The 19,099-nt window shown below is 74.5% G+C and carries 18 protein-coding genes; 4 read left to right on the top strand and 14 right to left on the bottom strand.

What is annotated here, in order from left to right; translation table 11 throughout:
• From ABTY20_RS22095 to ABTY20_RS22085, 3 genes are all read left to right on the top strand, one after another.
• Complete coding sequence (locus ABTY20_RS22095; RefSeq protein ID WP_351998729.1) at positions 1-1,356, top strand: polysialyltransferase family glycosyltransferase; 1,356 nt, start codon at positions 1-3, stop codon at positions 1,354-1,356.
• Between the two features lie 174 nt (positions 1,357-1,530).
• Positions 1,531-2,619 (top strand): acyltransferase, encoded by a 1,089-nt coding sequence (locus ABTY20_RS22090; protein WP_351998728.1) that lies wholly within the window; start codon positions 1,531-1,533, stop codon positions 2,617-2,619.
• Positions 2,620-2,784: 165 nt separating this feature from the next.
• The gene (locus ABTY20_RS22085) at positions 2,785-3,711 is read left to right on the top strand and encodes a class I SAM-dependent methyltransferase (protein ID WP_351998727.1); all 927 of its coding nucleotides are present in this window, start codon (positions 2,785-2,787) and stop codon (positions 3,709-3,711) included.
• A 529-nt stretch (positions 3,712-4,240) separates the two neighbouring features.
• On the opposite strand, the gene leuE is transcribed toward ABTY20_RS22085, so the two are convergent.
• From leuE to ABTY20_RS22070, 3 genes are read right to left on the bottom strand one after another with little or no spacing between them, the layout of a single operon-like run.
• Entirely contained in the window at positions 4,241-4,891 is a 651-nt protein-coding gene (gene leuE / locus ABTY20_RS22080) for a leucine efflux protein LeuE (protein WP_351998726.1), read from the bottom strand.
• Positions 4,892-4,935: 44 nt separating this feature from the next.
• Positions 4,936-5,214 (bottom strand): Uma2 family endonuclease, encoded by a 279-nt coding sequence (locus tag ABTY20_RS22075; RefSeq protein WP_351998725.1) that lies wholly within the window; start codon positions 5,212-5,214, stop codon positions 4,936-4,938.
• 18 nt (positions 5,215-5,232) lie between these two features.
• Positions 5,233-6,831 carry an acyl-CoA mutase large subunit family protein gene (locus ABTY20_RS22070; RefSeq protein WP_351998724.1) on the bottom strand — a complete coding sequence of 533 codons (1,599 nt, stop codon included), beginning with the start codon at positions 6,829-6,831 and terminating at the stop codon, positions 5,233-5,235.
• A 324-nt stretch (positions 6,832-7,155) separates the two neighbouring features.
• Here ABTY20_RS22070 and ABTY20_RS22065 point away from each other — a divergent pair, with 324 nt between their 5' ends.
• Entirely contained in the window at positions 7,156-7,995 is an 840-nt protein-coding gene (locus ABTY20_RS22065; RefSeq protein WP_351998723.1) for a L,D-transpeptidase family protein, read from the top strand.
• A gap of 198 nt (positions 7,996-8,193) precedes the next feature.
• Here the strand turns inward: ABTY20_RS22065 and ABTY20_RS22060 are convergent, their stop codons facing one another.
• The 11 genes from ABTY20_RS22060 to ABTY20_RS22010 form a co-directional block, all read right to left on the bottom strand.
• A complete protein-coding gene (locus ABTY20_RS22060; protein ID WP_351998722.1) occupies positions 8,194-8,871 on the bottom strand; it encodes a hypothetical protein in 678 nt (225 codons plus the stop codon).
• Positions 8,872-9,257: 386 nt separating this feature from the next.
• Positions 9,258-9,932: an RNA polymerase sigma factor gene (locus tag ABTY20_RS22055; RefSeq protein ID WP_351998721.1), complete on the bottom strand. Its 675-nt coding sequence runs from the start codon at positions 9,930-9,932 to the stop codon at positions 9,258-9,260.
• Positions 9,933-10,347: 415 nt separating this feature from the next.
• On the bottom strand, positions 10,348-11,985 hold the full coding sequence (locus tag ABTY20_RS22050) for an NADase-type glycan-binding domain-containing protein (protein WP_351998720.1): 1,638 nt from the start codon (positions 11,983-11,985) through the stop codon (positions 10,348-10,350).
• 3 nt (positions 11,986-11,988) lie between these two features.
• Positions 11,989-12,552, bottom strand: a complete 564-nt coding sequence (locus ABTY20_RS22045) for a phage tail protein (RefSeq protein WP_351998719.1) — start codon at positions 12,550-12,552, stop codon at positions 11,989-11,991.
• Positions 12,549-14,510, bottom strand: coding sequence for a putative baseplate assembly protein (locus tag ABTY20_RS22040; protein WP_351998718.1), 1,962 nt, complete (start codon positions 14,508-14,510; stop codon positions 12,549-12,551). Before ABTY20_RS22040 ends, ABTY20_RS22045 begins: the two co-directional genes overlap by 4 nt.
• Positions 14,510-14,932 carry a GPW/gp25 family protein gene (locus tag ABTY20_RS22035; RefSeq protein WP_351998717.1) on the bottom strand — a complete coding sequence of 141 codons (423 nt, stop codon included), beginning with the start codon at positions 14,930-14,932 and terminating at the stop codon, positions 14,510-14,512. The genes ABTY20_RS22040 and ABTY20_RS22035 overlap by 1 nt, the downstream gene beginning before the upstream one ends.
• Complete coding sequence (locus tag ABTY20_RS22030) at positions 14,929-15,249, bottom strand: PAAR domain-containing protein (protein ID WP_351998716.1); 321 nt, start codon at positions 15,247-15,249, stop codon at positions 14,929-14,931. Before ABTY20_RS22030 ends, ABTY20_RS22035 begins: the two co-directional genes overlap by 4 nt.
• A gap of 41 nt (positions 15,250-15,290) precedes the next feature.
• Positions 15,291-17,120, bottom strand: coding sequence for a VgrG-related protein (locus ABTY20_RS22025; protein WP_351998715.1), 1,830 nt, complete (start codon positions 17,118-17,120; stop codon positions 15,291-15,293).
• Positions 17,117-17,839, bottom strand: a complete 723-nt coding sequence (locus ABTY20_RS22020; protein ID WP_351998714.1) for a CIS tube protein — start codon at positions 17,837-17,839, stop codon at positions 17,117-17,119. The genes ABTY20_RS22025 and ABTY20_RS22020 overlap by 4 nt, the downstream gene beginning before the upstream one ends.
• Positions 17,840-17,898: 59 nt before the next feature.
• Positions 17,899-18,324 carry a phage tail protein gene (locus ABTY20_RS22015; RefSeq protein WP_351998713.1) on the bottom strand — a complete coding sequence of 142 codons (426 nt, stop codon included), beginning with the start codon at positions 18,322-18,324 and terminating at the stop codon, positions 17,899-17,901.
• 29 nt (positions 18,325-18,353) lie between these two features.
• A complete protein-coding gene (locus tag ABTY20_RS22010; RefSeq protein ID WP_351998712.1) occupies positions 18,354-18,983 on the bottom strand; it encodes a hypothetical protein in 630 nt (209 codons plus the stop codon).
• Positions 18,984-19,099: the final 116 nt, after the last annotated feature.

Below are 19,099 nucleotides of genomic sequence, written 5' to 3'. Positions count from 1 at the left end.
ATGTCCCGGACGACCCAGATATTCCAGGTCTCGACCCTCTACGGAGCGGCCACCCTCGCCGCGGCGCTGGACGCCGGCCGGTACGGCCCGCGTGACGGGGCGCGGCGCATCCTGCTGGTCTCCAACAACGCCGCGGTCCCCGAGACGGCGCTGCGACTGGACGAGATGCACGGCTACGGGCCGACGGCCGGCCGGTTCGACTCGGTGATCAGCTGGAACGAGACGATCAGCCCGTACCACCCGAGCGCCTGGGGGCCGCGCGGCAACGACACGGCCCTGTGGCAGCGGGCGTTCCGCCTGCAGTGGGGCATCGACGAGGAGGACCGGATCGAGCTCGCCGTCGAGTCGATCCAGGTCAACCCGGCCCGCGCGCTGGCGGCGATCTTCTCCGAGGCCGTCGTCGACGTGTACGCCGACGGTCTGATGAGCTACGGCCCGACCCGGGAGAAGCTGCCGCTGACCCTCGCGCGCCGCATCCGGCGGCTGCTGCACCTCGACCTGATCCCCGGCCTGAAGCCGCTGCTGCTGTCCGAGTACGGCGTCGAGCCCGAGATCGTCCCGGACGAGGCGTTCCGCGGCGTGCTCGACGGGATCTCCGCGGAGGCGGCGGGCGACCCGCGGCTGGCGCCGGTGCTGGAGGAGACGCCGACGGCCGTGCTGCTCGGCCAGTACCTGGCGGCGATCAACGTCCTGAGCGACCGGGAGGAGGAGGAGCTGCACGTCCGCATGCTCACCGGGGCCGTGCGGGCCGGGCACCGGTCCCTCGTCTTCAAGCCGCATCCGACGGCCCCCGCCGGCTACTCGGCGGCGCTGAGCAAGGCGGCGGCGGACGCGGGCGTGCGGCTCACCGTGCTGGACGCCCCGCTGCTGGCCGAGACGCTGTACCACCACTGCCGGCCCGAACTCGTCGTCGGCTGCTTCTCGACGGCGATGGTGACCGCCTCCGCCTACTACGGCGTGCCGGTCGCCCGGGTCGGGACCGAGCTGGTGATGCGGCGCCTGAAGCCCTACCCGAACAGCAACCGCGTCCCGCTGGCCCTGGTCGACCACCTGGTGCCCGACCTGGAGCGGGGGGAGGCCCCGGCGGTCGTCGGCGCGGCGCCGGAGACGTTGTCGCCGCTGGTGCGGGCGATCGGCTTCTGCATGCAGCCCAAGGCGTACCCGGCCCTGCGCGAGCCGACGGCCGACTGGCTGCGCGCCCGCCTGTCCAGTACGCCGGACCACTACTTCCCCGAACTGCGCCTGGCCGAACTGTCCCTGCCCGGCAGCACCCCCCGCACCCGCGCGAGGATCCGGGCGGCCCGGGCCAAGCGCATGGTCGGCAGGAGGATCCGCCGCGGCGCACGCAGGGGGTGAGCGGCGGACCGCCGCGGGCGGGCGCACCGGCCGCCCGGCCCGGCGCTTCCGGGTGCCGCCCGGCCGCGCGGCACCCTCCGCCCCACCCGTCCCGCGGCCAACCGAGACGCACCGGCCACGGCGGTGCCACCCGCCCGTCAACTCCCGTACATCCCACCGTCCGACAGTTGCGCGGTGCCGAACGACATCGCCGTACGCCTGCCGCAGCAACAGGGCGCCCCCGCCACCGAACAGATCCCCGCCCCCGCGCGGGAGCACCGCTTCGACATCGACCTGATGCGGCTCATCTGTTCCGCCACCATCATGCTGGGCCACGTGGGCGCCCAGTTCATCCGCTCCACCGGCAACGACCCGGAGAACGGCGCCGGTACGTACTGGGCCGGCCACATCGCCGAGGCGGTCAACCCCTTCGCCGTCCCCCTGTACTTCGCCATAGCCGGCTGGGCCGTCCTGGTCGGGGCTCCCCCGCGGGACGGCGCCCGCATGTGGCAGCGCGTCGTCCGCAACACCGTCCCGCTCTTCGCGTGGACGGCGGTCTACCTGGTCTGGGCCTGGCTGCGGAACCGCAACGACCGCCCGATGGCCGAGCTGGCGGAGCACTCCCTCTTCGGCTCCGTGCAGCCCGCCTACCACCTGTGGTTCATGTACACCTACATCCCGATCATCATGCTGCTCGCCTTCGCGATGCTGATCAAGGCGGGGAAGCGGCCCTACGGACTCGGGGCGGCCCTGCTCGGCATCGCGGTCCTGCCCAGTGTGCTGACCACGACCGCCGAGGTCACCGGTCGCGAGATGGCCCCGGTGGCCTGGGGATTCGGCACCTACTCCCTGGTGTACGCGGTCGGCGGTGCGCTGCTGTTCGCCCTCCCGGCCGGGGTCGTGCGCACGCGGTGGCCGCTGTACGCGGCGCTGCCGCTCACCGTGGCGGGGGCCCTCTGGTACAACACGCAGGTCCACTACGTACTGCCCAACGCGCACCTCTTCGTCGCCGCGATGAGCATCTGCGTGCTGCTGCTGATCAGCAGGGTCCGGGTGCCCGAGAGGTTCAGGCCGCTGCTGCGGAGGCTGGCCGACGCCGCGCTCGGCGCGTACATGGTGCACGTGCTGTTCGTCGAGGAGATCGTCACCCCGCTGGTGTCGCCGGACCTGAGCGGGCCGGTGGCGGGGCTGCTGCTGGTCGGCCTGGTCGCCGCGGTCATGGCGCTGTCGTTCGCCACCAGCCTGCTGTGGGGGAGGCTGAACCTGCGGCGGCTGCTCGGCTGACCCGGACGGCGCCGCACCCCGTGGACCCCACGCGGAGTTCGCCACGTGTTCGCACGCCGCTCGGCTCCGCGCCCCCTGCCCACCACGGCCGCGCGCCTAGCCTGTCCCCCACCGCGAACCGCACCACTCCCCTCCCCCGCTCCCGACGGATCGAGGTCCCGGTTCATGAACAGCCGCGCCCTGCTCACCAGCTCCGCTTCCCGTCGTCTGCTGCGTCCGGTCGCCGACCTCATCGACCGGCGCATCGACCGGCGGCTGCGCGCGGCCGCCGCCGCCGACGCGGCGGGCAGAGCGGAGCTCCGGGAGGCGGCCGAGACGGTGAAGCGCCAACAGCTCACCCTCGACCTGCTGCTCGGTCCGTCCGGCCGCGGGCTGTCCCGGATCGTGAGCCCCGGTCCGCTGAACCGGCTGCACTCCGAGGTGGCGGAGCTGGCCGGGGACCGGGACGCCGCCGTCCGCAACGTGGCCACCGCGTACCGGCTGCTGGTCGCGCTGGAGTCGCTCGGGTCCGGCCGGATCGCGGGCGGCACCATGAACATCTGCGGCAAGCTCGGCACGATCCCGCTGCTCGACCCGCCGAACGACGAGATCCTGGAGATCGGCACCCTGTACGGCATGTTCTCCGCCGGGCTGATCCGGATGATGGAGCGCGACGGCCGCAGGCCGGGCGTGACGATCGTCGACCCGTTCGCCGGAGTGCAGCTCCAGCCGGGCGCCCCGCGGCGCGCCGACCCCTCCGGCACCCCGGTCGACGAGCACGCCGTGCGCGCCAACCTCGCCCTGGCCGGTCCGGCGGGCGCGGCCGCCCGGATCCTGCGGGGCTTCTCTTCGGACCCCGCGATCCGCGCGGCCGTCTCGGACCGCGCCTACGGGGTGATCGTCATCGACGGCGACCACTCGGCCGAGGGCGTCGCCGAGGACCTGGCGTGGGCGGAGGAGATCGCCGCGCCGGGCGCGATCGTCGTCCTGGACGACTTCGGCGACCCCAAGTGGCCCGGCGTCGAGGAGGCGCTGGACAAGCACCTGGCGGGCGACACCCGCTTCACCTGCCTCGGCAGGGCGGCGCTGTCGGCGTTCCTGCGCGCCTCCTGACCTCAGGACGTCCCGTGCCGGGCCCCGATCCCCGCGATCAGCGGGGCGGGGCCCCTCGACGTGCCGGTCGTGGTCCTCGAAGATCCCCCGCCCGGCCCGGGCCGCGAGGGGGGGAGGAGGTGGACCCCTCCCCCGGAAGGGGTGCGGCAGGTCGTCGCCGCCCACGTGCACTCCTCGGCCGGCGTCCAGGACGCCCACGGCCTGGGCCGGCGGCTGGACGACGGGCGGAGGAGCCGCCGCCGGACACCTGTGAGGAGGAGCGCCGTCCGATCGCCGCGCGGATGCTGGAGTTGCCCACCGGCGCCCACCGGCGCCCACCGGCGCCCACCGGGGCGAGACCCGGCGGGGCCGGGCCACCCCGGGTCCTCGCCCACCGCGGAGACCCGCACGGCGCCCGGTGCACGGCCCCGCGCACCGGACGCACGGGGCGGGGCTGTTCCTCGTCCGCCCGGACGGTTACGTGGGCCGGTCCTGGGACACGCCGGCCGGACTCCCGGAGTACCCGGCCCGGTTCGGCGGGCGCTGACCCCTACGCGCTCGCCAGCGACAGCTTCGCCGCGAAGCCCAGGAACAGGGCGCCGGCCGCCGAGGTCACTCCCGCCGACAGGCGCCTGCGGCGGCGGAAGGCGGCGGCGAGCCGGGTGCCGCCGAAGATCAGCGCGCTGAGGTAGAGCACGCTGGCGACCTGGGCGAAGGCGCCGAGGACGACGAAGGAGAGCGCCGGGTGGGCGTAGGCCGGGTCGACGAACTGCACGAAGAAGGCGATGAAGAACAGGATCGCCTTGGGGTTGAGCAGACTGACGACCAGGGCCCGGCGGAACGGGCGCTCACCGGACGCGGACGCGGCCGGGGCCTCGGCCGCTTTCCCGTCCCGCCGCGTCCGCCACATCCCCCACGCGGCCCGCAGCATCCCGACGGCCAGCCAGGTCAGGTATCCGGCGCCCGCGTACTTCACGATGCCGAAGAGCACGGCGTTGGCCTGGAGCAGGGAGGCGACCCCGGCGGCCGAGAGTGTCATCAGCACGGCGTCCCCGCACCAGACGCCGGCGGCGGCCGTGTACCCGGCGCGCACACCGCGGCGGGCGGCGACGGAGAGGACGTAGAGGGAGTTGGGACCGGGCAGCAGGACGATGAGGATCAGTCCCGCCAGGTAGGTGGGGAGGTCGATGACGCCGAACATGGAGCGGAGTGTCGCACGGGGGTGCGGCATCCCGCTCCGGTGTTTCAGCCGTCGAGAAGGGTGTCCGCCGAGATCTCGACCCGCACGCCGGCCGGATCCGGCACGATCACGTCCCGACCCCCCTTGAAGCGCTGGGGGTCGGGGCACGTGCCGCCGTCCGGCTCGGTGTGGAGCAGGACCTCATCGTGTTCGCGGTCCGCGATCAGGTAGGGCGGGATGCCGGCCTGGGCGCAGCACTCCGCCTCGGGACCGAGATCGTCGGACCAGTTGGACGACGCGATCTCGACGACCATGACGAACGGCTTCCGTCCGTGATCACTCATACGGAGCAACCGGCCGGGTCAGAAGGCATCCGAGGGCACGTATGTGCCCCAGACCTCGCGCAGCGCGTTGCAGACCTCGCCCACCGTGGCGCGGGCCTTCAGGGCGTCCTTCATCGGGTAGAGGACGTTGTCCTCGCCCCCGGCGGCCTTCTTCAGGGCCGCCAGGGCCGCGTCCACCGCCCGCTGGTCGCGTTCCGCGCGGAGCTTCGCCAGGCGTTCGGCCTGCTGGGCCTCGATGGCGGGGTCGACGCGGAGCGGCTCGTAGGGCTCCTCCTCGTCGAGCTGGAAGCGGTTGACGCCGACCACGACGCGCTCGCCGGAGTCGGTCTCCTGGGCGATGCGGTAGGCGGAGCGCTCGATCTCGTTCTTCTGGAAGCCGTGCTCGATGGCGTTGACCGCGCCGCCGAGGTCCTCGACCTTCCGCATCAGCTCCAGCGCCGCCGCCTCGACGTCGTCGGTCATCCTCTCGATGACGTAGGAGCCGGCGAACGGGTCGACGGTCGCCGTCACGTCCGTCTCGTAGGCGAGGACCTGCTGGGTGCGCAGGGCGAGGCGGGCGGACTTGTCGGTCGGCAGCGCGATCGCCTCGTCGAAGGAGTTGGTGTGCAGCGACTGGGTGCCGCCGAGCACCGCGCCCAGGCCCTGGACGGCGACGCGCACCAGGTTCACCTCGGGCTGCTGGGCCGTCAGCTGCACCCCGGCCGTCTGCGTGTGGAAGCGCAGCATCAGCGACTTGGGGTTCTTCGCGCCGAACTCCTCCTTCATCACCCGTGCCCAGATCCTGCGGGCCGCGCGGAACTTGGCGACCTCCTCCAGGATCGTGGTGCGGGCCACGAAGAAGAACGACAGGCGCGGGGCGAAGTCGTCGACGTCCATGCCGGCCGCGACCGCCGTGCGCACGTACTCGATGCCGTCCGCGAGGGTGAAGGCGATCTCCTGGGCGGGCGAGGCGCCCGCCTCGGCCATGTGGTAGCCGGAGATCGAGATCGTGTTCCACCGGGGGATCTCGGCCCTGCAGTACTTGAAGATGTCGGCGATCAGCCGCAGCGAGGGCTTGGGCGGGAAGATGTACGTGCCCCGCGCGATGTACTCCTTCAGCACGTCGTTCTGGATCGTGCCGGTGAGCTGGTCGGCGCTCACGCCCTGTTCCTCGGCGACCAGTTGGTAGAGCAGGAGCAGCAGGGCGGCGGGGGCGTTGATCGTCATCGACGTGGAGACCTTGTCCAGCGGGATCCCGCCGAACAGCACCCGCATGTCGTCGATCGAGTCGATGGCGACGCCCACCTTGCCGACCTCGCCGTGCGCGATCGGGGCGTCGGAGTCGTGGCCCATCTGGGTGGGCAGGTCGAAGGCGACCGACAGGCCCATCGTGCCGTTGGCGATCAGCTGTTTGTAGCGGGCGTTGGACTCCGTCGCCGTGCCGAAGCCGGCGTACTGGCGCATCGTCCAGGGCCGTCCGGTGTACATGGTCGGGTACACGCCCCGCGTGAAGGGGTACGCCCCCGGCTCGCCCAGTTTCCCGGCCGGGTCCCAGCCCTCGAGGGACTCCGGCCCGTAGACCGGTTCGATGGGCAGTCCACTCTCGGTGGACCGGGCACTGCCCGACTCGCGCGCCATGGTGTGATGCCTCCCGCTGAGCGGCTCTGCTCTGCTCTGCTCGACTCGCCCGCCCGGTACCCGTCGGTTACCCGTCGGTACAGGCCGACCCTTCGACGGACTGTAGCGGTGCGCGTGCGATCCGGTGGAGGGGCGCACGCTGGGACCTTCCTCACAGCCTCGGTGGGAGCCCGCTCACAGCACCACCTCGGCGGTCGTCTTCCGGTCATCCACCACCATGCCCCCTTGTTCGCCGGCGGTCACGTCCGGGGAACATTCTCGGGTGACGGCCGGGCGCGGCCGCCGGGACGACGGGGAGGGGCCGGGGTGCGGAGCAGGGGCACGGTGAGGAAGGGGATCGCGGGTCTCGCGGCGCTGGCCGCCCTGACCGCGGGGGCGGCGGGCTGCACGGTGCGGCCCGCCGGGGAGGGCGGGGCGCCGGTGCGCATCGAGGTGCCGGGCCGGACGTCCTCCGCGCCGGCGCCGGAGTCGGATCCTGCGTCACGGGCTCCGGACGACGGCGGGGGGTCCGTCCGCCCCGGCGCCCCGGCGCCGCGCGTGCTGTGGTCCCCCGGTGACTCCGGGCGCGACGTACGGGAACTCCAGGCCCGGCTGCGGCAGGTCGCCTGGATCTTCCACGGCCCCACGGGGACGTACGACGAGCCGACGGTGAAGGCGGTCCGGGGCTTCCAGGGCAAGCGCGGACTGCCGAGGACCGGGGTGACCGACTCCGTCACCTGGCGGCGGCTGCTCGCCATGACGCGCGAACCGGGGAAGTGGGAGCTGTATCTGATGGGCGGCCAGCCGGCCGACGCGCCCGACCCGCGGTGCCGGACCGGCCGCGTGCTGTGCATCAGCAAGTCGAGCCGCACCCTGCGCTGGATGATCGACGGGCGGACGGTGTCGACGACGCCGGTCCGCTTCGGCTCCGCGTACACGCCGACCCGCGAGGGTGTCTTCCACGTCTACTGGAAGTCCCGGCACCACGTGTCCACGCTCTACGACTCGCCCATGCCGTACGCCATGTTCTTCAGCGGCGGCCAGGCCGTGCACTTCTCGGCCGACTTCGCCGCACGGGGGTACGCCGGCGCCTCGCACGGCTGCGTCAACGTACGGGACGAGGCGGCGATCGCCCGGCTGTACGGGCAGGTGCGCGAGGGCGACAAGGTCGTCGTGCACGAGTGAGACGGGGCGCGGGCGGGACCGGGGGAACGTGTCCCGCCCGCGCCGGATGCACGTGCCGTGGGTACGGGGGGAACCCCGGCTCCGTGCGACAGCCGATGACCAGTCGGCTCACTCCTTACTGCGTCACGAGCGCCGAAAGTGTCACACCTGCCGAGAAAGAACTTCAGCGGTCAACGAAAGGGCAGGTCGGAGGCGGTGTCACCGGTTCTTCCCGCCGCCCTTGCCGTGGCTCCCGGCACGGCCCTTGCCGTTGTCGGCGCCGTTGCCCTTGCCGTTGTCGGCGCCGTCGCCCTCACCCTTGTTCGCGCCGTCGCCCTCGCCTCGGCCGGTGCCGTTGCCCTGCCCCTGCCCCTGCCCCTGCCCCTTGTTCCCGCCGTCGGCCTTCCCGTTCCCGTCGCCCCGGTGGGCTCCCCCTCCCGCGCCGGACGCGCCGCCGGACGCGCTCGGCGCACCGGACGTGCCCGACGGGGACAGCACGCCCTCGCAGTACGGGCCGACGCGGGAGGGGGAGCCCGCGGCGTCCTCGAGGAGCCGTGCGCGTGCGCCGTTCAGCGCCTCGCCGTCGCGCCACGCGCGGCAGGCCGCGGCGGTCTGCTTCCAGCCGCGCCCGGAACGGACCGCGCCGTCACCGGTGTCCGCGCCGGGCTCCCCCGGCGCACGGGACCCGTCGGCGTCCCCCGCGCCGTCCTCGGCCGTACCGGCGGTGCTCCCGGAGCGCCGGCCCCCGGGAGCGGCCCCGTCCGGTGCGCCGTCCTCCGGCGGAGGCGACACCAGGGGGTGCCCGGGACGGGTGCCGGTGGCCGTGACGGAGGCGGCGGGGTCGGACGGGGTGGCCGGGAGCCCGGTCCCGGCCAGCACCGCGGCGCCCCCGGCCACGCCGACGACCATCGCGGCGGCCAGCCCGAGGTACGCGGAACGTCCTCGCCGGGTTCCGCCGGCGGTTCCGGAACGATCACCGCGCGGGGCGCCGATACGGATCGGCCCGATCCCGGAGGGGGCCGTTCCGCCGGGGTGGTCCGCACCGCCGGCCGTCCCGGTCCGCCCCTCCCGTTCTTCGCGCGCCGTGCGAAAGGCGGCCAGGGCGGCCGCCTCTCCGGGAAGTTCCCCGCCGTCCGACGGAGGTGGCGAGGAGAGCGCACCCAGTGTTCCGGCGAGCCGTCGGGCCTGGTCACGGGCGACGGGATCGGCAGTTTCCGGAGGCTCTCCGTTCAGTAAACGCTCCGCCTCCCCGCGGTTGAGCCACCTGTACTGCTCGTCGGCCATCACATGTCCTTCTGCGTCCGCGTTCGCATCTGCGTCACACTCGCGGACGTCACCGTACGACGGCGGGGTTGTCTCTGGGGAGGAAGGGCGTCGAGCACCCCGGCGGGTTCCGGATGGGCTTCCGGGTCGGCGCCGAGCAGCTCGGCCAGGCGCTTCAGGCCCCGGTGCGCGGCCGTCCGCACGGCGCCCGGCCGCTTGCCCAGCGTCTCGGCGGCGGACTTGGCGTCGAGGCCCACGACCACCCGCAGGACGACGGCCTCGGCCTGGTCCTGCGGCAGCCGGGATATCAGGGAGAGCGCACGGTCGGTGGCCAGTGCCTCCATGGCCTCGCCGGCGGTGTCCGACTCGGCGGCCCGCCCGGTCAGTTCGGTCTCGTCGCCGCCGATCGCGGGACGGCGTCCGCGCATCCGTATGTGGTCCAGCGCGCGGTTGCGGGCGATACGGGCGGCCCAGCCGCGGAACCGGTCCGCGTCGCCGGTGAAGCGTTCCAGGTCACGGGCTATCTGCAGCCAGGCCTCGGACGCCACGTCCTCGGCGTCGGGCTCGCCGACCAGTGTCCGTACGTATCCCAGCAGCCGCGGGTGCACCGCGCGGTACACGGCCCGGAACGCGGTCTCGTCCCCGTCCCGTGCCGCACGCACCGCGGCGGTCAGCTCCGCGTCGTCCCCCAGCACGCGCGCGCCCTTCTGCGCCTGAACCGGCACCGCTCTCGCGGACCGGGTTGTTCGCCGTCGTGGTTGCTCAGTTGTCGGTTGCGGTCTCGAGGCCGCGGGTGGTTCGTGGTCATGTGTCCGCCACGGCCTGGCGCGAAAGGCACGTTACGGCTTGAATCCCCTTCCCGTCCATGTCCGTCCAAGATGCAACTGACCCGTGACACAGGAGGGTGTGACAGAAAGCGCACGCGTGGCGCTGTAGGGAGTACGGGCCGCCGCGCGGCCCGTGGCGCGCGACGGCCGGGGCCTCTCCTGTGGGGGGTGGCGGCCCCGGCCGTTGCCTTGGCGCCTCCCCCGGACGGGGAGGGGGAGTGGGGCCCCGGCCCGCCGCGGACCGCCTCCGGGGGACCGCCCGCGGCGGCGGGGCGGCGCGCCGTCAGCTCCGCCGGAAGAACTCCACCTCCGCCAGGGCCAGGTGACGCCCCGGGGCCAGCCCGGCGGGTGAACGCAGCACCAGCCGCACCGTCTTCACGTCGCTGATGCCGGTGGGGATCGTCTGCGGGCCCGGCTTGTCGCCGAGGGTGATCTTCTGGCGGTGCTTCGTGCCGTCCTCCGCCGTCGCCTCCAGGTCCACCCGGAGCGCGCGCGCCTGGCGGGCGTACTCCTCGGGGGACCTGGACGCCCCGTTGGTGATGATCAGGTCGACCAGGCGGAACGGCTCGCGGAAGGTGTAGGTCACCGAGGCGCCCGGTCCGGGCGCGCCCCAGTAGCGGTTGTTCAGCCCGTCCGTGGTGTCCTCGGCCGGATGTCCGGGCACCGCGCCGCTCGCCTCGACGTCCACCGGGGTCACGGGGGTGGCCTTGCCCAGTTTGTCCCGGGTGTCCTCGAACAGGGCCCGTCCGGCGGGCAGCAGCAGGAGACCGGCCGCGCACAGCGCCAGCACCACGGCCAGGATCACGAGGAACCGGAACGCCGCGCCCGAGCCGGTACGCCTCCGGCGCCGGAACGGCCACACCGTCCGCCACCACGGCAGCGGGGCGGGCTTCTCGGCGGGCCTCAGCTCCGCCGCGCAACGCCGGCAGAACCGGCGCTCGGGCCGGTTGGGCGTACCGCAGGCGGGGCACGTCCGCCCCACCACGCCGCCCTCCTCCACCACCACGGGCCGTACGACGGGCCGGGGGGCCACCGGCTTCGCCGGGAGGACGGGGAGCACGGGGTCGGAGTCGGGGTGCGGCGCGGCCGGGGGGCGGGGGGCGACCGGGGAGGACGGGGCGGTGGGGGGCCGGGGAGCCGTCGGGGAAACGGTGGGAGCGGCTGCCGCGGGGGCCTCCGGAGAGGGGGCCCCGGCCTCCTCTTCGCGCACGGGATCCGGGGAGCCCGTGCGGGAGGCGCCGGGCGCGGCGGGGGGCGGAGGGCTTGTGGTCACCGGGTGGGCGGGGGCGGCGCCGTGACCCTCGGCGGTGCCGGATCCCTGCTCGGTGCCGGGCCTGTCGCCGGTGCCTGGTCCGTCGTCGGCGCCGGGCCCGTCGTCGTCGGCGCGGGAGTCCGCGGTGGCCGCGGCCAGGAGGTCCGCAGGCGCGGCCGGGACGTCCGGGACGTCCGGGACGTCCGGGATGCCCGCCTCGTCGAGCGCACGGCCCGTGAGCCGGGAACGCAGCGACGCCCCGAGGGCACGCGCGGCCGACAGGGGGCCGCCCTCCGAGAGGTCGGCCGCGGACGCCTCCGGGGAGGTGACGTCCGGGAGGGCCGGGGCGGCCGCCGAGAGGCCGGTGGGGACCGGGTCCGCCTCGGGCTCCGCGGCGGCCGGACGAGCGGCCGGACGAGCGGCCGGACGGTCCGGGGCGGCCGGACGGTCCGGGCCCACCCCGGGCGCCGGGCCGGCCTGGGACTCCACGGGCGCCGGGCCGGCCGGAGGGCCCGTCGGTTCCGCGGCCGCCGGAGGCGCCGGGGCCGTCGGGGTCGTGGCGCGGTCCGCCGCGGGCGGGGCGTCCGACCAGCCCAGGTAGGTGCCGCAGTTGCCGCAGAAGTCGTCCGCGGGGTCGTTGGACGCCCCGCACGCGGGACACGCACGCATGCGTCAGTTCCCTTCCTCGGCGGGTGGGCCGGACAGGACCTCCACCCGGAACGCCGTGTGCACCGGGCACATGGCCCGGACGATCTCGTGGGCCCTGTCCGCGTCCACCGGTGTCCCGCCGGCCGGCCAGACCCGGACCAGCACCTCGGCGGGCGGCTCCGGCGGCAGAGCGGAGCCGGCGGTGTCCGACCACACCGCGCCGCCGTCGCCGGTCACCTCGGCGCGCGCGCCGAGTGCGAGCCCCAGGGCCTCCACCAGCCCGCGCCGGGTGCCGCGCCACCGGTGCAGGTGCACCGCGCGGACCACGGCCTCACGGCGCCGTTCCACCGGCCACCGCGAGTCGTCCGAGGCGCCCACCCAGGACGCCAGCCAGGCCAGGAAGTCGACCGGCGTCACCCGGGGGTCGAGGTAGGCGGGCAGGTTGTCGAGGGTCGAGAACACCGGCGCGAGGACGGTGTCGAGCCCGGCGGTGAAACGCTGCGCGAAGTCGTCGTCGGCGTACAGCGCGGGCAGTTGCCCGCCGATCGGGTGCCTGCTCGGCAGACCGGGTATCGCGGCGCGGCTCATCCCCGGCCCTCCGCCCCGGCCGCCGTCACGACCACCTGGTGCTGGTGGGAGAAGACCAGCGCGCCCGCGGACAGGTCGATGCGGTCCGTGGGGGCGCCGCGGCGGCCGGTGACGGGGTCGGCGGGGAACAGCCGGACCTCCTCGACCAGGGCGTTGCCGGTGGCGCGTTGCAGGACGCCGAAGACCTCGCCGTACTGGACGGGCCGCCCGAAGGGCCATCCGGTGCCGTCCGGGCCGCCGACGAGCGGGTTGAGGTGGCCGAAGAGCGCGTCGAGCGCGGCGGCGCGGACCCGGTCGGTGTCGCCGGGGGCCGCCGAGAGCCGGGCCACCACCGTGACGCCCTGGTAGACCGGCGGCTCCACCACGAGCCGGGTGCCGATCAGCCGCCGTTCGTCGAGGCTCGCGGTGATCGCCGCGAGCACCTGGTCCGAGGGGATCAGCTGCTCGAAGCGCAGCCGGTCGTCGCCCTCGTCGGCCACCGCGTCCGGCACCACCAGGACCCGTACCGCGCCGGGCGCGTCCGCGGCCGGCAGACAGCGCACCCGGCGCACCGAGGGCGCGGCCCGGCGGCTGATGGCCTCGTAGTCCTCGGCGGTCACCGCGCGGTCCTGCATGCGGAGCGCCTCCGGCGCGCGCAGCCTGGCGTTCTCGACGGTCTCGCCGGCCACGCCTCCGCGCGCCGCCTCCCGGTTGACGACCCGGGCGACGTACGGCACGGAGCTGAGCAGCACGGAGATCGCGCCGCGGGCCACGTTGCCCGCGGGGCCGCCGCCGGTGCGGTAGCGGGCCACCCGGATCCGGGCGCCCTTGGGCGGCACCGCGCCGCACTGCCGCAGCGTGCCGTCGGGTTCGCGCAGCGCCGGGGGGAAGAGGAACTCGCCGGTGGTGGCGTCCACCCGGACGTGCCGGTCGGCGGGTCCGGAGCGGCCGAAGTGCTCCACCACCTCCCAGCGCTGCCAGCCCTCGTCGGAGGACACCTCCACCACGGGCGGCCCGGCGTCCAGGAGGACCGGCGGGCGGCCGAGCCGGAAGGTCTGCCCGGCGACCCCCTCCGAGGTGCCGAGCGGCACGTCGGTCACGGTCTCGGCGTGCTCGACGGCCATGGTGCCGCCGACGGTGAACACCGCCGCCTCGCGCACCGTCGGGGACTCCGAGTAGAACGGCTGGCCCGGCTCCGCCTCGGTGACCCGGCAGCGCAGCCAGCCGGCCCGGGTGCCGCCGATCACCGACGCCGTGTGTCCGGCCGGCACGTGCACGATGACCTCGCCGGGCCGGTTCAGGCCGCCGGTGGTGTCGGCGCCGGTCTCGCACGGCCGCCAGCCGCCGCCGTCCCAGGCCTCCCACACCAGCGGGGGCTGGCGCGGGTCCACGCCGATGCCCTCGACGCGGCTGTCCAGGCGCACCGCGACGATGCAGCGCGGCACCGCCGTCGGCAGGCCGAACAGCAGCGCGTCGCCGGGCTCCGGCGTGGTCTGGAAGCAGGGGATGTCGAGGCCGTCGGCGAGCATGCCGGTCCGGTCGCTCTGCTCGCCGGTCCTCGGCGCGGTGACCAGGCGGGTCAGCTCGCTGGGCAGGATGCGCAGTTCGCCGGTGGTGGTGAAGACCACGGGCTCGTCGGACTCGCCGCCCGCGGTGGTCACCTCGGTGCCCGCGGGCAGCGCGACCGTGTCGGCCTGCGGCGCCGAGAGCCAGAAGTCGACGTCGGCACGGGCCGCCGTCGGCGGGAACAGGCGGATGCCCAGCAGGTCGAGGAACGCGGTGTAGTTCTTGTCCGGGACCCGGTTCAGCCGGTACAGCAGCTGGTCCACGAGGTAGGCGAACGTCTCGATCAGGGTGACGCCCGGGTCGGAGACGTTGTGGTCGGTCCATTCCGGGGCGCGCTGGCGCACGTACCGCTTCGCCTCGTCGACGAGTTGCTGGAACCGCCGGTCGTCCAGGTTCGGGGAGGGCAGGGCCATCAGTCCGCGCCCGCTTCCTCGGCCCCCTCCTCGGAGGGGATCGTGTAGAAGGGAAAGACCAGGTTGCGCCGGTCGTTGGTGGATCGCAGGGTGTAGTGCACGTCGATGTAGAGGGTGCCGTCCTCGACCGCGTCGAAGGCGACCACCACGTCGTCCACCGTGATCCGCGGCTCCCACCGCTCCAGGGCCTCGCGCACCTGCTGCGCGATGCGCCCGGCGGTGGCGCCGTCGCCGGGGGCGAAGACGTGGTCGTGGATGCCGCAGCCGAACTCCGGGCGCATGGGGCGCTCGCCGGGCGCGGTGCCGAGCACCAGACGGATCGCCTCCTCGATCTCCCGTTCCCGTTCGACCAGGGCGATCCCGCCGGTGGGCCCGACCCGCAGCGGGAACCCCCAGCCGCGGCCGACGAACCGCTCGCTCACACCGCACCGCCGATCACGACGTTCATGGCGCCGGGCAGGACCCTCGCGCCGCACGCCGTCCGGTCGCGTGCCCGCGCGGCCGGCAGCCCGCCGATGAGGACCTGTCCCGAGGTGATCCCGGCCGGGTCGGGCACGATCACGTTGGCCGGGCCCATGGCCGCGTGCTGGGGCATCGCGCAGACGTGCAGGCTGCCCACGACGGCGGCGGAGCGGCCGCCGATCAGGACGGTCGCCGCCGCCCGCGCGGCGGCGGGCGGCGGGGTGGTGATCCGGCCGCCGTGGTCGGTGGGGTCACCGGTACGGGCTGCGGCTGGCATGCGGTACTCCTCGGAGGATGTCGGGGGACGGCGGGCGGGGGTCAGTTGATGTGGATCATCTTGGCCTTCAGGACGCCGAGCAGGCCGCCGTCGACGGTGACGCCCGAGCGGCCGGTGACGTTCACGTCGCGGCCGTCGACCTTCACGCCGGCCAGGCCCCGGATGTCCACGTTCCGGCCCGACACGCTCACGTCGCCCTCCCCCGCGTCCAGGGTGATGCCCTGCTCGTCGAGCACGACGGAGCTGAGGGGCTGCCGGGCCCGGCCCTTCCCGGAGTACACCGTCAGCTCGATCCGGTCCCGGCGGTCGTCGAGGAACACCTCCAGGTGCTCGTCGGCGGTCATCAGCCGCACCCCCGAGCGACCGGGCGCCCGCGCGTCCAGCAGCTCCACCCGGTGCCCCGAACGCGACACGAAGGAACGGCGGTTGACCTTCCCGGTGGTGCCGTCGACCAGCGGCACGTCGTGCGGCGAGGGCTCGTCCACGCCGTTGTAGAGCCCTCCGATGACGTACGGGCTGTCCAGCAGGCCCTGTTCGAAGCCGACCAGGACCTCGTCGTTGACCTCGGGGCTCACCACGCCCCCGCCGCCCCTGCCGCCCCACTGCACGGTGCGCACCCAGTCGGTGACGTAGGTGTCGTCCAGCCAGGGGAACCTCAGTCTCACGGCGCCGCTCTCGGCGCCGCCCGGCTCCCGCACGTCGGTCACCACGCCGATCGCCAGCCCGGGGATGCGCGGGCCGCGGGAGGGCGCGTTGGCTCCGGTGACCAGGCCGGTCAGGGAGCGGTCCGGGCTGGCGCTCACCCACACCGTCGTACGGTATCCGCCGTGCGGTTCCAGGACGTGCTGGACCGCCGTCGCCGTGTACTTGCCGGTGAAGGCCTGTCCGACGTTGCCGAGCGCCACGGGCTTGCCCGCCCGCAGCCGCGGGTTGCCCTCGACCAGCGCCTCCAGTTCGCCGAATCCGGCGCTCACCTGGCCGGCCACCGCGTCGGCGACCGCCCTGGTCTCGGCCTGGGTGCGGTACGGGGTGTCGGTGACCGTCAGCTTCGACCTGCCGAACCGGGCGGCGAACGCGGGGCTCAGCCCCGGCAGCACCGTGTCGCTGTCCACCGAGGGGCGGTCGGCCACCAGCGGCCGCTTGGTGGTGACGTCCCAGCCGCGCACCTCCACCCGCTGTGCCCCGTCCGCGGCCGACAGGGAGGCCCGCAGCGCCAGCAGGTTCCGCCCGTACTCCAGCACCATCGGGTTCCGGGTGGCGGACGTGGACGGCGCGGGCGCGCCGGACGCCTTCTCCGGCTTCGTGAACTGGAGCAGCCCCTGGTCGTCGACGCGCACCTGCGCGCCGCTCTCGGCGGCCAGGAACTGGAGGAAGTCCCAGTCGGAGACGTTCGCCTGCGACAGCTGCTTGTAGGTGACCGGCGCGGCCTGCACGGTGCCGCAGGCCAGGCCCGCCCCGGCGGCCACCTTGCGGACGATGGCCGCCGCCGTCATGTTCCGGTACGCCACCACCTTCCGGCCGCGCTGGAGGCGGTGCGCCTTGGAGTAGGCGCGCACCACCGTGAACGAGCCGGTGCGGTCCCGGTCCAGTTCCAGGGCCGTCACCTCGCCGTTGAACAGCCGCTCGCGCGCCTGGCCGGACACGGTCACCACCGACACCCTCAGCGGGGTGCCGATGGTGATGCCGGTCTCCTGGAGGAACTCGTGGTCGGGGTCGCGGAAGGTGAGCACCGCCGCGTCCGGCAGGCCCACGTTCTCGTCCACCACGCAGCTCACCAGCTGGGCGGCCCAGACCTGCGGGAGCTCGGCGGGCGTCTCCACGATCGGGTCCGCCGCGAAGGACCGGCCGCCCTGTTCCACGGCGGTGCTCACCGCTCCCCCTCGGCGTCCGCGTCCCGCAGCCCCGGCACCACCAGTTCGGTGCCGGGCTCCAGGGCCATCGGGTCGTCGATCCCGTTCGCCTCCGCGATGACCCGCCAGGCCGTCGCGTCGCCGTACTCCCGCCAGGCCAGCAGGGCCAGGCTGTCGCCCGCCACGACGGTGTGCGTGCTGCGGGCGGTGCGGGAGCCGGAGGTCGGGTTCTGCCCCGCCGGGTCGACGCTCGCCTCCTCGATCGACAGCCGGCAGGTGGCCCGCAGCGGCTTCCCGTCCACGTCGAACAGCGTGTACGACACCGACAGGCTGGAGAGGACCCCGTCGAACGAGGTGGTCCGCGCGGTGCCCCACTCGAACCGCACCCACGGACTGGCCGGCTTCTTGCGGCCGAGGCTCACCGGGGTCGGCACGCACGCCTTCATCAGCTTCTCCACCGCCTGCTCCACGGAGTTGTCGTGCTTGGCGGTGGCGTCCAGGAACACTTCCAGGCTCAGCGTGCGCGGGCCGCTGCCGACGAACTCGGGCAGCGCCGACTGCCCCGCCATCCGGGACGGGGTGCGCCGCCACTCGGTGGTCTTCTGCAGCTCCAGGCTGTTGGGGTTGAACTGGAGGTCCAGCCGCGCGATCGTCCCGCCCGGCTTCGCGCCGACGGAGGCCGGGGGCTCCTTCAGCGTCAACTGGGCCCTGGCCCGACTGGAGCGGAACACTGTGGACACGCCGGGACTTCCTTTCCGGGGCGGGGTGCGGGTGGTGCGGGACGGTGGGCGGGTGCGGGTCAGGAGGGGCGCAGCCCCTCGTGGGCGATCTCCAGGGTCTCCACCGCGGCCTGCGAGTTGCTGGGGTCGAAGGACGGGCCCTGCCAGCGCACCGGCACGATCCCGAACACCTGCCAGCCGATGATCCGGCTGAGGTTCGGCTTCAGCGCCACGATCTCGCCGTCCTTGGGCTCCACCCGCTTCAGCGTCTCGTCCAGCCAGCGGCCGATCTTCGCCGTGTCGGCGGTGACCGGCCGGGTGAGCGTGATGTTCGACCAGGTGACGCGGCCGGGCAGCTGCCAGGCGAAACCGTTGTTGCCGCCCTCCGCGTAGCTCTCGATCTCCACCTCGGCGCCCATGCCGGAGCAGGTGTTGAAGGCGCCCAGGTCGTTGCCGCCGATCGTGAGCCGGAAGAACACGCTGCTCGCGAAGATGTTGTCCGTCATCCGTCCGTCATCCGTTCCGTGCCGTGCCCTCAGCGGCGTCCGTCGTAGGGGCGACCCGTGCGTTCCCGGCCGCGCCGCAGTTCGGTGCGCAGCAGGCGGGCCACGGGGTCGAGCAGGCGGCGCGCCAGGTCGTCCAGGTCGGCGCCGGGGTTCTGCGGGGAGTCGGCCGACCGGTCCGCGCGCCCGGCGGAGCCCTGGGGCACCGCGAGGTCGCCGGCGGCGGAGACCGACGACGAACGGGCCCGGTCCGGCCCCGTCCTGGCCGGTACGGCCCTGACCGGTACGTCCTTGGCCACGGCGAGGTCACCGGCGGGGGAGGTGTCGCGCTGGACCGGGGTCGTCGTGCGGCCGTTTCCCCCGCCCGTCCCCGGCCCCGGCGTCACGGTCCTCGGGCGGACCACGGGGACGGGTCCCGCCGGCGCCGGCGCCGTCGTGGCGGACGGGCCGTGGGCCAGGGGCGCCCTCTGGAGGCCGGTCACGGGGAGGGACCGCGCCGGGGCGGGGGCGACCGCCGTACCGGGAGCCGTGCGGGGCGGCGCGGGCCTGACCACGGGGACGCGCCGGACGGCGCCGGTGTCCCGCGGGACGGCCGGACCGTCGGCCGGTGCCGCGGGGTCGGGGCGCCGCGGAGCCGGGTCGTGCGGCCGGTGCGTCGTCACGGCCCGCTGGATGTGCGGGGATGGAAAACCGTGAAATCATTATCCCAAATTATGAAGAGCAAGATGACAGTACCTTGATTGCCTCATCTAAATCGGCTGGCAGCGTTTACACCTTA

The organism is Streptomyces sp. NPDC126497 (assembly GCF_040302425.1).
In the GTDB taxonomy this organism is placed as follows: Bacteria; Actinomycetota; Actinomycetes; order Streptomycetales; family Streptomycetaceae; genus Streptomyces.
The sequence above is the reverse complement of the archived record's forward strand: the minus strand, read 5'-3'. Positions and strand labels throughout refer to the sequence as shown.